This is a genomic window from Paenibacillus sp. strain BS8-2 (genome assembly GCF_054483835.1).
Map to the genome: position 1 here is coordinate 5,412,949 of NZ_CM137010.1, position 12,934 is coordinate 5,425,882.

At 47.5% G+C, this 12,934-nt stretch carries 11 protein-coding genes; 2 read left to right on the forward strand and 9 right to left on the reverse strand.

The features are described from left to right. Positions 1–64: 64 nt before the first annotated feature. On the reverse strand, positions 65–1,843 hold the full coding sequence (locus ACX1C1_RS23680) for a sensor histidine kinase (protein ID WP_458954571.1): 1,779 nt from the start codon (positions 1,841–1,843) through the stop codon (positions 65–67). Further along, complete coding sequence (locus ACX1C1_RS23685; RefSeq protein ID WP_458954572.1) at positions 1,836–3,494, reverse strand: response regulator transcription factor; 1,659 nt, start codon at positions 3,492–3,494, stop codon at positions 1,836–1,838. The genes ACX1C1_RS23680 and ACX1C1_RS23685 overlap by 8 nt, the downstream gene beginning before the upstream one ends. Before the next feature lie 198 nt (positions 3,495–3,692). Here ACX1C1_RS23685 and ACX1C1_RS23690 point away from each other — a divergent pair, with 198 nt between their 5' ends. Next, positions 3,693–4,883: an ROK family protein gene (locus ACX1C1_RS23690; RefSeq protein ID WP_458954573.1), complete on the forward strand. Its 1,191-nt coding sequence runs from the start codon at positions 3,693–3,695 to the stop codon at positions 4,881–4,883. Here the strand turns inward: ACX1C1_RS23690 and ACX1C1_RS23695 are convergent. Next, positions 4,838–6,055 (reverse strand): N-acetylglucosamine-6-phosphate deacetylase, encoded by a 1,218-nt coding sequence (locus ACX1C1_RS23695; RefSeq protein ID WP_458954574.1) that lies wholly within the window; start codon positions 6,053–6,055, stop codon positions 4,838–4,840. The genes ACX1C1_RS23690 and ACX1C1_RS23695 overlap by 46 nt on opposite strands. A 2-nt stretch (positions 6,056–6,057) precedes the next feature. Further along, a complete protein-coding gene (locus ACX1C1_RS23700; protein WP_458954575.1) occupies positions 6,058–6,837 on the reverse strand; it encodes a glucosamine-6-phosphate deaminase in 780 nt (259 codons plus the stop codon). Between the two features lie 219 nt (positions 6,838–7,056). Between ACX1C1_RS23700 and ACX1C1_RS23705 the strand changes: the two genes are divergently transcribed. Beyond that, positions 7,057–7,818, forward strand: a complete 762-nt coding sequence (locus ACX1C1_RS23705) for a hypothetical protein (protein ID WP_458954576.1) — start codon at positions 7,057–7,059, stop codon at positions 7,816–7,818. Between the two features lie 113 nt (positions 7,819–7,931). On the opposite strand, the gene ACX1C1_RS23710 is transcribed toward ACX1C1_RS23705, so the two are convergent. The 5 genes from ACX1C1_RS23710 to ACX1C1_RS23730 are packed head-to-tail and all read right to left on the reverse strand — an operon-like array spanning position 7,932 to position 12,872. After that, positions 7,932–8,858, reverse strand: a complete 927-nt coding sequence (locus ACX1C1_RS23710) for a Gfo/Idh/MocA family protein (protein WP_458954577.1) — start codon at positions 8,856–8,858, stop codon at positions 7,932–7,934. A gap of 44 nt (positions 8,859–8,902) precedes the next feature. Beyond that, the gene (locus ACX1C1_RS23715; RefSeq protein WP_458954578.1) at positions 8,903–9,979 is read right to left on the reverse strand and encodes a Gfo/Idh/MocA family protein; all 1,077 of its coding nucleotides are present in this window, start codon (positions 9,977–9,979) and stop codon (positions 8,903–8,905) included. A gap of 20 nt (positions 9,980–9,999) precedes the next feature. Further along, a complete protein-coding gene (locus ACX1C1_RS23720; protein WP_458954579.1) occupies positions 10,000–10,920 on the reverse strand; it encodes an AraC family transcriptional regulator in 921 nt (306 codons plus the stop codon). Between the two features lie 58 nt (positions 10,921–10,978). Continuing rightward, positions 10,979–12,010 (reverse strand): Gfo/Idh/MocA family protein, encoded by a 1,032-nt coding sequence (locus tag ACX1C1_RS23725; protein WP_458954580.1) that lies wholly within the window; start codon positions 12,008–12,010, stop codon positions 10,979–10,981. After that, a complete protein-coding gene (locus tag ACX1C1_RS23730) occupies positions 12,003–12,872 on the reverse strand; it encodes a sugar phosphate isomerase/epimerase family protein (protein ID WP_458954581.1) in 870 nt (289 codons plus the stop codon). The genes ACX1C1_RS23725 and ACX1C1_RS23730 overlap by 8 nt, the downstream gene beginning before the upstream one ends. Positions 12,873–12,934: the final 62 nt, after the last annotated feature.

Below are 12,934 nucleotides of genomic sequence, written 5' to 3' on the forward strand. Positions count from 1 at the left end.
AAGAGGCCGGCACTCTCATGCACCAGCCACTTATACATTGATGGATCTGTGATACTCATTTTCCCTACTTTGTTTTGTCTACCGGAAGACGAATACACACTGTCGTTCCTACTCCGATTTCACTCGTGATCGTCAATCCGTATTGGTCTCCATACAAGATCCGAATCCTCTTTTGAATACTCATGACACCTACGTTCGTGTGCTTATTCGTTCCATTCTGTGATTCATACCAAGCGGGGTCGAGTATTCTTCTGACCGTCTCTTCATCCATGCCGATGCCATTGTCAGTCACTGCCAGGCACAGATCGCCTTCCACTTGGTAGCTTGAAATGTGGATGGCGGATTTGCCCGGCTTCTCTTCAATACCATAAATAATAGCGTTTTCTACGAGCGGCTGAAGAATGAATTTAGGCACCTGACAGTCTGCAAGACGATCATCAAGCTCGTATACGACCTCAATTCTGTCGACATAAATCCTTTTGTGGATCGACAAATAGTCGTTAATGAACTCGATTTCCTCTTGTATCGTAATATGATCGCCTTTTTTGCGTATACTCTCACGCAGCAGCTTGCCAAGGAGATAAATCAAATCTCCGATTTCGTTTTCTCCTTTGATTTTCGCCAGACTGTGAATCGTTTCGAGCGTATTGTATAGAAAATGTGGATTCATTTGCGCCTGTAAGGCTTTGTATTCGAATTGAAGCGTTCGATACTCCGCCTTCTGCTTCAACAGCTTCTCGCGATAAACAGAGCTAAAGAGTTCGTTAATCTTCTCCGCCATTGAATTAAATTTGATGGTAAGCAGACCAACCTCATCCCGACTTCTCGGTATGATGGCTTGATGGTTCATATCAAGCGAAAAGCTGGACATCCCTCTATGCAGCAGCCGGATATTTTCCGTCATATTTTTGGATATGCGAGCAGCCATCAAGAAAGCGAATAATAGCGCCACGATCAGCGTACTGATCGTCCAATATTGTATGCTCTCCGTTCCGCGCGTCAGGTGATCGACATCAATGATTTGGACGATTTTCCATTTGTCATAGTCGGTAGACAACATATTAGATATAAAGTGCTTCCCGGCATATTCGAAATCACGCTGCGTTGAGTCAACCATATACATGTCCTGATCCAAATAGTGCTGTGCCGCCTCGCTCCAATGATTTCCTTTGACGAATAGTTCGTTATTCTCATTCAGAATCATAATATCGCCGTCCATCAGGTTATGGACATCCGTTAAGATATCGCTGATGTAACTGCTTTCAACGCTGAGCGCAAGTATGCCGACGTACTTGCTTGTCTCGATATCGTATAAGGCCTTCGTCATGAACAACATATCATCGTCGCCGCGGAACCATGTCGCTCTGCCCCGATTCTCTTGAATCGTTGCGATACTCGATTTCTCAAGGATTTTATCGTTATAGCCCGTCATGGGCTTGCGTTCAATCGAATACTCTTTGTCGTTTACGTCGATGATTAAGACAGAGAGATAATAATCCTTCAGAAATAACAAGTCGGTCAAAAAGTCATTGATATACTTATCTTTTGCATAGTTGCTCACCTCTGACTCGGAGATCTGCCCTAACACGGTGCTGAGTGAGGAATTACGAAATTGTTGAAACGTCATACCCTCGATATCTGTTGTGGTCTTCGCTATGTTTATGCCAATTTGTCCGATCAAATATTGCGAAAACTCGTTCGAATTACGTTTAATCACACCAACGGATACCCAATAATTAATACCGCTTATGACGAGGACGGTGATCAGAATCATAACTGCAAAAGAGAACAGAAATTTAGTCCTGATCTTAGCATCAACGAATAAACCTCTAATGTTACGCATTGTGATAATACTCTTTACTCTGATTCTTGTATTCCTTAGGTGAAATACCCTCCGTTTTTTTGAAAACCTGATAGAAATAAGTGTACTCCTTGTAGCCAACCATCTCTCCAACTTCATTTACCTTGTATCGTGGATCGCGCAGCAACCGTTTGGCCGCTTCGATTCTAGCTTTGACGACCAAATCAACAAAGTTGATGCCGGTCTCGCGTCTAAGCAGCCTGCTCAAATAACTGGCACTCAGTCCAAAATGGTCAGCAATCGAGGTTAAAGACAATTGATCCGAATAATGGTTGTTAATATAATCGATACATTTTTTCACAACAAGACTATACGACTTATCACCTTTTTCCAGCTTGATTTTGACTACCGTAATAAAAGAAGTCAGATATTCGGCAGCGGTTTGCATGTCAGGCAGCCGGTACACATCCTCTAATATTTCATCGATGCTTCGATCAAACCCGAACTCGTCCCCGGTTACTCGGTAATAGTAACGAGCCACAGCGAGACATATTTCAGAGAGCAGACTTTTTACAACCAGAATATTGCCTTTGCTGAATGCCTTGATTTGCTCTAGGATTTTCTCCAAATAGCCGATCACCTCTTCGCTGGACGCATGCTCCAACATTCGAGTGAATTCTTCGAGGTCACGGATAATCGAATGTTTGCCGACATCGTCCGCAGGTTCGAACGTATCCGGGAACAACACCGCTTCCTCCGTCCGGAAGAAACTTGAATCCATCAGCATAGATGCTTCAACAAAAGCTTCGCGCAGCTGTTGCAGCTGACGGCGGCTTGAGCTGACGGCAATCGAACATATTCTTCCATGCTTGGATGAAATCATATCTATTAATTCATAACAGAAACCTCTCAGCTTCCCCATCAGTTCGCGGGTTGACCAAACATTCGGATACAAACAGACTAAGACCAGATCCTCATGGCGATACGATTCTATGATTTCAATATCATGCCGCTCCGCCAATAATTGAGCAAAGCCGCCCCATTCGCCATGGAGCATTCGATCAGTCACTGAGTTTTCTAAGTGTGGCACATTCGCCATTTTCCTCTTCGAGCGGACAATCAGAATTACGTTAGACTTCTTGTCCATCGCAAGCTCGCTTGCAGCTTTCGCAAGAATGTCATCCTGCTGCTTGCTTCCTCCAATTAAGTCTGTCATGAGCTGCATTCTGCGCGAAGCCGCGGAGCTTTGATGATGCTCCTCCAGTTCATGCAGCGCCGCATCCCGCTTTGTCTGCTGCAACAAATCTCGTTGCTCATTATCCAATAATTGGACGACTTGTCTGATGATACTGTTAAGCTCGTCATTATGAATAGGTTTTACGATAAAGTCGTATACACCTAACTTAACGGCTCGCTGCGCATACTCGAAATCCTGATGCCCGGTAATCAGAATCGTCTTGGATCTTGGCAATAGTGTATTCATGTATTCGGCCAAATCAAGCCCGCTTAAGCCAGGCATTTTGATATCCGTAATTAAAATATCCGGCTTCTGCTGGAGAATCACTTGTTTACCTTCGATTCCATCGGAAGCTTGCCCAACGACTGTACAGCCCAGCCCTTCCCAATCCATCGTTTGAATAATCGCTTGCAGGATGAGCGGCTTATCGTCAATGACCACAACAGACTTCTTCATGTGCATTCCCCCTGGGCTGAGAATTCCTTTTATTAAACTCTAGCACATTGCGTTTTTCTATGACAACTAGACTGGTTACTCATTTCCTAGATCGCCGCTGCAATAATTTCCGAATTCTAGATCTTGATGTACAATGGACTTTACATAGGTACAAACGATTCAGAACCCGTTGATCATCGTTCGCTAAAGGAGTAAGTTATGGAACAATCGAGAGGCCGAGGCCCTACTCAAGCCAAAGATTTGAACCGCAAGCTGGTGTATCAGCAAATCAAAAATAAACGCAGCACAACCCGAGTCGAGGTTGCGAAGCAATTAGGTCTCAATAAAAATACGGTTAACTCCATCGTAGATGAATTCATGGTCTCTGGTTTCGTGCGAGAATACGGGCAGCTGGATACGAACACGGCTGGGCGTAAACCTATCCAAATCGCCTTCGATCCAACTGTCAAATGGGCGGTTGGCGCACAGCTTACCTCGACCCATATTCATTGGACCGTAACCAATCTGTATGCGAGGCCCATTGAGAATTTCTCCGCGCCGCTGGATTCTCCGTCGCCAGAACGCATGTTAGATCAGCTGGATGAGGGGATCAGACGATTTCTCACGGCTTATCCGCTCGAACGGTGTTTGGGGATGTCTGTAGGCGTGCCAGGTTTGATCGAGGCCGAGACGGGTATCGTGATGCACTCCAGCCACCTCGGTTGGCGAAATGTACCTTTCCTGTCGATGCTTAAAGAAAGGCTGCAAGTCCCTGTTCGGGTTGATCACAGCATTAAACTAGCCTCATTAGGCGAGTTATGGCATGGCTCCGGTCAAGGAGTAGACCATTTTGTCTATTGTTACTTCGGACAGGGGATCGAAAGCGGCAGTATTGTCAACGGTGCGATCTTACGGGGCATTGCCAATGCAGCGGGCGAGTTGGGGCATATCGTGGTTCAACCTGGCGGGGCCCCATGCGGCTGCGGCAATCAAGGCTGCTTGGAAGCTTTAGCCGGAGTTCCGGCATTGCTTGAACGCGTCAGCAGCCGAATGGGAAAGTCGGTTCATGATGTTTCGTTAGAATGGATCTTAAGCGAATTACTTGCAGGAAACACGGATGTCGAGATGGAATTGGAGCAAGCCGGCCGCTACATCGGACAAGCGCTTAGTTATGTGACGAACCTCTTTAATCCCAAGCTCATCATCTGTGATGGTCCACTGATGCAAGCCTCCTCTTATTTGTTCCCTGTTATAGAAGGAGTGCTGCATCAGCATTGTATTCCGGCAACTGCGGAGCCTGTTACACTAATTCGCTCCGGGCTTTATCCCTTCGCCAGCGGAATCGGAGCCGCTGCCAGCATCATTCAGGACTGGGAGAACAAGCTCTCCTCACTCGACTCGTTCGCTTGATGTCCGTCTTTGAATACGGTGTTCAAGACAAGTTTTCCATCCGTTCCAAAGTAGAAAGTGACTAGATCGGCAGGCGCTCCCTCTGCTATACCCCTTCCCGCTTCCAAATTCATATAGGTCGCAGGAAGGATCGACGCCATATCCCATGCGTCTGCTGCTGTACACAAATCGGCATTCGCCAAATGTTGGATGCCTGCCCTAAGAAGCTGGGCGGAGCCTGCTAGTAATGCCGGCTCACTTGCAAGATGTAGTCTGCCCTCTTCCGTCAGCACCACTTGCCCTCCGATATGCGTATCGTAATGGCCTGGCTCGAGCCCGCTCAAATACACCGCGTCGCTGACCAGGAACAACCTTTTCCCTTTTGTCCGCAGCATCACCTTCATTAATGAGTCTGGCAAATGGAAGCCATCAGCGATCATACATGTCGCTAGTCGATCCTCGGCGAGCTGCTCCCATATATAATTGGGGTGTCTCGGCAAGGTCAAATGCGCCCCGTTCCCCAGATGCGTGCTAAGCGTCGCTCCTGCTTGTACGGCACGATTGATCTGATCCGGTGTTGCTGCCGTATGTCCAATGGATACGATGACGCCGCTTCCAACGCATTGTTCAATAAATGCTGGTGCATTATCCCACTCCGGCGATAAGGTGATGATTTGAATTAGACCATTAGCCGCTTGCTGCCATTGCTGGAACAAATGCCAGTCCGGCGCCTTTACGAATGTCCGGTCATGCGCTCCCCGCGGTCCGTCATGAGGGGATATAAAGGGCCCTTCCAGATGAATGCCCGCAATACTGCGCGAAGTCAGCACATCACTGGCACATGCGGATGCAATCGTGTGTAAGATACTCGTGATATGAGAATCCGAATTCGTAATCACCGTAGGATAATAAGTTGTTGTTCCTTCAGAGCGCAGCATCCTTGTGACAGTAATGACATCCTCCTGTGTAATGGAGGGATGATTAAAGTCAATTCCCGCGTAACCATTGATTTGCAAATCAACAAGCCCAGGTCCGATCCAAGGCCATTTCTCCGTCTGCAGCTCCGAATGATCGTTAGAGACGGTGTTATCCAGATGCTCGATTTGTTGAATGACACCATCAGCCAAGTGGATTCTAATCGGCTTGCCTGTCTTATAATGCAAGCCCGTTATACTGCCTTGCGCTTGCGTCATGCCTATTCACTTCCTCCTTCATAAGAGTCCGTATCCAGGTACAGTGTGCAATTGTGATGCGTTCGAAGGATGGAAGCCGGACAAGCCGTAGAAATCTCCCCTCTCAAGGTCTGACTGACAGCATTCCTCTTCGTAGGTCCAGGAACCATACAGTACAAGTAACTGCCCGACATCATAGCAGGTATCGTTAATGTCAGCGCGTAGAGAGGTACGGACGCTATATCGGGGAAACAACCGTCATTAACTTGTTGCGTCCGGCAAGCTTCATCCAACTCTACCGATTTCATCTTCTTAGGATCCTCAAAGTCGGCAACCGGAGGATCATTAAAGGCGATATGGCCGTTCTCCCCAATACCAAGACAAACAATATCAATCGGAGCTTCGGTCAGCAATCGAGTATATCGCTCGCATTCTGCTTCTATCTCATTACTGCCATCAATCAAATGAACATGACCTGGGTTCACCAATTGGAACAAACGTTGATTGAGAAAATGGCTGAATTTTTGCTCCGCCCCATGGGGCAGCCCGATATATTCATCCATATGAAATGCAGTAACCCGCGACCAGTCGAGCCCCGATGTTTGAACTAAAGCTTGCAGGAATTCATTCTGTGACGGAGCCGCCGCGAACACCATACGAATGTGATCCTTTTGTTGCAGCAATTCTTTCATACGATTGGCGACATCCTCGGCCGCTCTCTCGCCCATTGCTTTCCGATTTGCATACACGTTTACTTGAAGGTTTTCGTTAACAAACGATTGTAGTATCGTATCATTGGTCATAATCGCACCGTTCCTTCTGTTCATTTTTAATTGATATAAATATTATACTAATTATTATGATTGAGATTGTTTGGTGATGCAATAGGTATGTAGAACCTCGTATATGCGCTGGCGAAAAAAACAAATATTTGTCATTTCCCTCGAAATCTAGTACAATATACACAAACAAACGTTCGCCAATTTTCACCATTCTTATTAGAATGAAAAGGGAGTGTTACGATGAGCGATGCTCTGCTGCAACAGATTTTCGAGAAACTAAATGCCATCGAGCTCAGACTAGATCAGACGGCTTCCAAGGATGACATCGCCAACATGGCGACCAAGGACGACATCGCCAACATGGCGACCAAGGATGACATCGCCAACATGGCGACCAAGGACGACATCGCCAACATGGCGACCAAGGACGACATCGCCAACATGGCGACCAAGGACGACATCGCCAATATGGCGACCAAGGACGACATCGCCAATATGGCAACCAAGGACGACATTGCCAACATGGCGACCAAGGACGACATCGCCAACATGGCGACCAAGGACGACATCGCCAACATGGCGACCAAGGACGACATCGCCAACATGGCGACCAAGGACGACATCGCCAACATGGCGACCAAGGACGACATCGCCAACATGGCGACCAAGGACGACATCGCCAACATGGCGACCAAGGACGACATCGCCAACATGGCGACCAAGGACGACATTGCCAATATGGCGACCAAGGACGACATCGCCAATATGGCGACCAAGGACGACATCGCCAATATGGCGACCAAGGACGACATTGCCAGGCTTCAAATGAAAATTGACATTATGGCCTCTGAGCTCACACAAATGAATGACAAATTGGAATCCACCTTTGAGCAGGTTGTGCGTAATTCCGAAATGATCTCATCGTTTATCGAAATCGCCGCAACCGTGAATGAACACTCCATAGACATCAAGCTCCTTAAGAAAGCAGTTGCAAATTACTAAACCCACAAATCAACTACCATTCACCTACAGATCAGAAACAAAAGAAACCTTTCTTAGGCATACAGGTCATCAGCAGCCCATTCCTCCGAAGAAAGGTTTCTTATGATTTCATCTTACAATCGAACGGGCAGCCCGCTCTCCCTGCTTTCGTTAGCCGCTTCCATAAAGCGGATAATCTCTTGCGTTTCTTCAGGATCGATCGCTGGCTCTCCTCCCTGGAACATATCCATGACATTTTCGAGCAAACTCGCGTAATATGGCTTGGAACCCGACGCTACGTTGACCCATTCGCTGCCTTGCGTTCTGTGTATCATGGCACCGAACTGATTGTTGCCGCTCCGATTACCTCGGATTGTACCGATCCGCCCATCCGCCCATGTACCAACTACTAAGTCATGGTCTTCTGTTTTGACGCTTCTCACCTCCACACATCCCTTGCCGAGCGCTGAGAACAGCATATCAACCGTGTGGATGCCATACCAGAACAATCCTGGCTGTGTCTCTTGCAAAGCCATCGGACCATAACAATCCATTCCAATAATTTGTTCACGACCATTATTCTCTAGCGACTTCGTCAGAGCTTCCGCGTAACGTAAGGAGGAGCAGCTCATCACTGGTACTTGATACTCCTTTGACAGCTTGAAGATCTCTTCTGATTCGCTAGATTGAACGGCCAATGGCTTATCAATAAAGACAGGCTTGCCGAACTTCACAATCCGCTTAAACTGCTCCAGATGAACACGCCCATCAACAGATTCCAGCAGAATCGCATCACCTAGTTCTGCTGCCTCTTCCAGCGATGAAACCAGCTGTATGCCGAATTCATCGCGAATCTTCTCGGTAAATCCATCAATTCGGTTGATGCTCATATCGAAATCCGGTGATGCTACGCCTGGGTAAGCAGCAACTATTTTTCCACCCTGTACATGATGAGCATGCGTATCGTCATTCAACAATTCGGTGAAAGCTACAACGTGTGAAGTATCTAGACCAATAATGGATATTTTCAATTCCTTCTGCTCCGTTGGCAACGATGCCATTTGATCACTCCTGACCGACTGTATAGGTATAATTTATTCTTCTATTAGTTATAGATTTGGGGATTTTGACGACGGCACTCTTCCATCACCCACATTTGCTGACGAATCTGCTGCGGTGTAATTTCAAGCGGCGCGCCTTCCCGAATCACGCCATAAAGCATCATATAAACACGTTCTGTTAATAGATTCATATCGTTTCTGCCTTCTGGCGTTATATTATCCCAGCTTGCTTCATGCCAGATCAATTTCTCCGCGCAATAGGCAGGATTCCCGTTGCTATCAATTAACGGCTCTGTAATAAGCTGCTGCTGAGGCGCTTCTTCCGTCACGAAGTATTTCCACGCCAAATGACTGGCGTTGCCATGTAGCCCGCCATTTGAACCTTGGATATTGAATTGCTCATGCGGGTACGCGGAGCAGGATGAAATCTCCACATCGAGAGTGGGATGCCCTTGTTTTTTCATAATCAGCTTCACATAATCTTCTGCATCGCCAAAGGTATTGACCCGATCCATCATGCACAGCACTTGTGGATTCTCATCGGTGCCGAGCAGCTGAAGCGCCTGGTCAACGCAATGCGGACCCGTATTCATCAGCGATCCGCCATTATTGCTTTGCAGTGTCTGCCAATCCCAACGTCTACCGAAACCATTCAACGAGAGGTCGATCTGTATGATGCGACCAAGCACACCGGATTTGATCACTTCCTGCAGCTGAACAAAGGCTGGCTGATAACGCTGTTGCTGGAATATAGCAAGTACTTTGCCGCTGCGTTCGGAGGCTTCGATCAATTGATCAACCTCCTGCACGGAGCCAGCGAGAGGCTTCTCGCATAGTACATGAATGCCGCGATTCAATAGCTCCAAGGATATCGAGAAGTGCAAGTGGCTCGGGGAAGCATTTACAACCAAATCCAGTTCTTCACCATCCACCATCTGCTCCCAAGTATCGTAAGCCATACAATTGAAATCGCGTTCCGCGCTCCGTTGACGTTCCTCGATTGAATCTGCAATTGCAACGATCTTGAAGTAATCCGGGATTTGAGCTAGCAGATTACCATGAATTAACCGACCGCTTCTTCCTTGTCCGATTATTCCGACTTTAATGCATTGATCACTCATGTTGTACATCCTCGCTCTCGTTAATGTTTATGTTGGCCGGCATACATTTTTTTGTATTCCGTAGGGGTAATGCCACTACGTTTCTTGAACGTGCGTATGAAATGGCTCAAGTGATGAAAGCCTACCTGAAACCCGATTGCCGTAATCGTATGAGCATCGCGGCGAATAAGCTCCTTTGCTCGTTCGATCCGCACCTCATTCACAAAGTCGACGAAGTTCTGCCCCGTTTCCTTCTTGAACTGTTGACTGAAGTAAGCAGGCGCCATATTAGCAATAAATGCACCTTGCTCGAGCGGAATATCCCCGCTGTAATTATCATTAATAAATCGTTTCACTTCCTCGATCGGCGTCTGTTCAATAAGTGACGTCTGCTTAGGAGGCTTGCGCATGCCCTTACGATATTCCCGGTCGATGAGAATAAGCAGCTTGGCTAAATTTAATAGTGTCGAATGCTCAAACCCGACCTCGCGGTGATCAAATTCATCTTGAATATCCTGCAGCAATTGTTCGACGAAGGTCTGCTTCTGATTGCCAATGTGCAGCCACGGTTGATAAATGGAAGAGTCCGCGTATTCCTTGCCCGCGTACTTCAGTAACTGATGCAGCGTCTCCGAAAATGGGCTGACCAAATCGACTACGATAGATAAGTCGAAGTCAAGGATAACCACTTCAAATTCCTGATCGACAATGGCGTTCAGACTATGCGGAGCATTCGGCGCGATAACAAATATATCCCCTTTGCTCACCGTCAGCGATTTGCCTGGTATACGATGATTACATACGCCACGAAGCACGTATACAATCTGGATATATTCATGCAAATGCATGGGCTGCTTCAAACCACTATTGGAATAACGTAAGATTTTGAAAGGAAAATCCTTATCCAATTGGTCTTTGCTTGCAAAGCAGACCATATCCAGATTCTCGTGTCTCTTATCCATCTGCATCCACCTACTTTTCCTCCATTGCGCTTGGTTCGTCAACCGCTGCTACTTGCGCCTATACCTTGATTTCCGTCACATGAACTTGTTCATTTTTGTTGGAGCTCCGATAGATTGCTTCAACTAATTGAACAGCTCGAAGGCCATCCTCGCCCGACACGAGCGGCTTCGCCCCATTCTCCAAAGAAGTAATAATGTCGAGATATTGGCTTTGATGATAATCCGCCACAATGCTGCGCGGATCGTTAACGCCGCCATATAGGCTAGACTGGTTCCATTTGGGCTCTGCAACACCTGGCACTGACCAGTGAACAATCGTTGCTCCCTCGAGCTTGATGCTCCCCTTCTCGCCATACAAGTTCAGACTTGCAGGGAAACCAGGCTGAATGCTTGTTGAGGCCATGATGGTTCCGAGTGCCCCATTTTGAAATTCTACAATCGCAACGCCAAGATCCTCCGCTTCAATGTTATGCGTCTTTGTCGCGATTTTGCCGAATACCGTGCGTACTTCCCCGCCCATCCATAGCAACAAATCCAGACTATGAATACCCTGATTCATCAAAGCACCGCCATCCTCGGCGATCGTGCCTCTCCAATCAGCCATATCATAATAATCTTGGGTTCGATAGAAAGGCAGCGAAACTTCAATCAGCAGCAGCTTGCCAAGTCTACCTTCCTCAAGCATACGCTTTACGGTTTGATGCTGAGCTTCGAACCTTCTCTGCGAAATGATCGAGATCATCACGCCTTGCTGCTCTGCAGCAGCAACTAAATTGGCGGCATCTAGGGCATTCATCGCAAGCGGCTTCTCGACAATGAGATGTTTACCAGCCGCAATGACTTCCATCCCGATCGAAGCATGACTGCCACTGGAGGTCGTTACCGCAACAATATCCACTTCGCTGCTCGCAAGCAGCTCCCGGTAATCCGTTGTCCAAGCGCATCCGGCGTGCTCTGCTGTTGATTTCACTTTGGCTTCATTACGGCTCGATACATATACAAGCTCCGCATCATCGATGCCGCGAATCGCTTCGATATGAAAATCTGAAACTGAACCGCAGCCGATAATTCCTATTCTCCATTTACGCATACTTTCGCACCTCACTCAGCATCGCCTTAAGCGCTTCGAGTGACATCTTCGTACCTGTGCGTCCCGTACCGCCTCGAGGTGCAAAATGAGTTTCGATTGTGAACAGCCCATCGTAACCATCCTTCAACAAAGCTTCGAGCTGCTCGATGACAGGAACACTTCCCGATCCCAGCGGCACGCAGCGGGAGTGACCATCCGCTCCGATATAGGCATCCTTCAAATGTACATGTCCGAGTCCACCCTTGATGGCCTCATATCCTGCCGGGAACGCCTCACGCCCTCCGTAAGCTTCGTTGCCGGGATCCCACAATGCTTTTAATGCAGGTGAATGTACTTTGCTTACGATCGCAGCCACTTCATCGGCGAAACCTCCGTTGCATGAAGGTTCATTCTCGAGGAGAAGCCTCACGCCTGCAAGCTCGGCTATATACGCAGCTTGTTTCAGATGACTAACAATTTCCTCCGTGTGGAGCGCAGGATCCAATTCACGCCAGAATGAGAAAATACGAATGTTCGTTGTACCCATTAGCTTCGCAATTTCGATTACACGCTCCAGCTTGACGAAGTGTTCCTCCACCGACTCCTCTGCTTGTCCGAATGTATCACCGCCTGCAACCGTTCTGCTTAGGTCAAGTGCACATTTGAACAATGGAGATGCCACTGCTGAGATGAATAGCCCGCGATCCTCTGCCTGTTGTCTTGCTTCGATTGCTTGCTCGTCGCTGAGCGAAGCAACGTTCTTGCCATTTACAACTCGCGCCTCAATATGAGTTAATCCTTGCTCAGCCGCCCAATCCAATGCCTGTTCATAATGTTCTGACACCTCATCCGAGAGAACGCCAAGCCTTTCTAGTATCGACATCGTTTCCCCTCCGACTCCTTTGCTCCATGCTGCCTTTATCCATCGTGCTTGAATATTATTAT

Coding starts and splice junctions, on each gene's coding strand:
- ACX1C1_RS23715 (WP_458954578.1), bottom strand. CDS start 9,979: ATGAGTGATCAATGCATTAAAGTCGGAATAATCGGACAAGGAAGAAGC.
- ACX1C1_RS23720 (WP_458954579.1), bottom strand. CDS start 10,920: ATGGATAAGAGACACGAGAATCTGGATATGGTCTGCTTTGCAAGCAAA.
- ACX1C1_RS23685 (WP_458954572.1), bottom strand. CDS start 3,494: ATGAAGAAGTCTGTTGTGGTCATTGACGATAAGCCGCTCATCCTGCAA.
- ACX1C1_RS23710 (WP_458954577.1), bottom strand. CDS start 8,858: ATGGCATCGTTGCCAACGGAGCAGAAGGAATTGAAAATATCCATTATT.
- ACX1C1_RS23700 (WP_458954575.1), bottom strand. CDS start 6,837: ATGACCAATGATACGATACTACAATCGTTTGTTAACGAAAACCTTCAA.
- ACX1C1_RS23730 (WP_458954581.1), bottom strand. CDS start 12,872: ATGTCGATACTAGAAAGGCTTGGCGTTCTCTCGGATGAGGTGTCAGAA.
- ACX1C1_RS23725 (WP_458954580.1), bottom strand. CDS start 12,010: ATGCGTAAATGGAGAATAGGAATTATCGGCTGCGGTTCAGTTTCAGAT.
- ACX1C1_RS23680 (WP_458954571.1), bottom strand. CDS start 1,843: ATGCGTAACATTAGAGGTTTATTCGTTGATGCTAAGATCAGGACTAAA.
- ACX1C1_RS23705 (WP_458954576.1), top strand. CDS start 7,057: ATGAGCGATGCTCTGCTGCAACAGATTTTCGAGAAACTAAATGCCATC.
- ACX1C1_RS23690 (WP_458954573.1), top strand. CDS start 3,693: ATGGAACAATCGAGAGGCCGAGGCCCTACTCAAGCCAAAGATTTGAAC.
- ACX1C1_RS23695 (WP_458954574.1), bottom strand. CDS start 6,055: ATGACGCAAGCGCAAGGCAGTATAACGGGCTTGCATTATAAGACAGGC.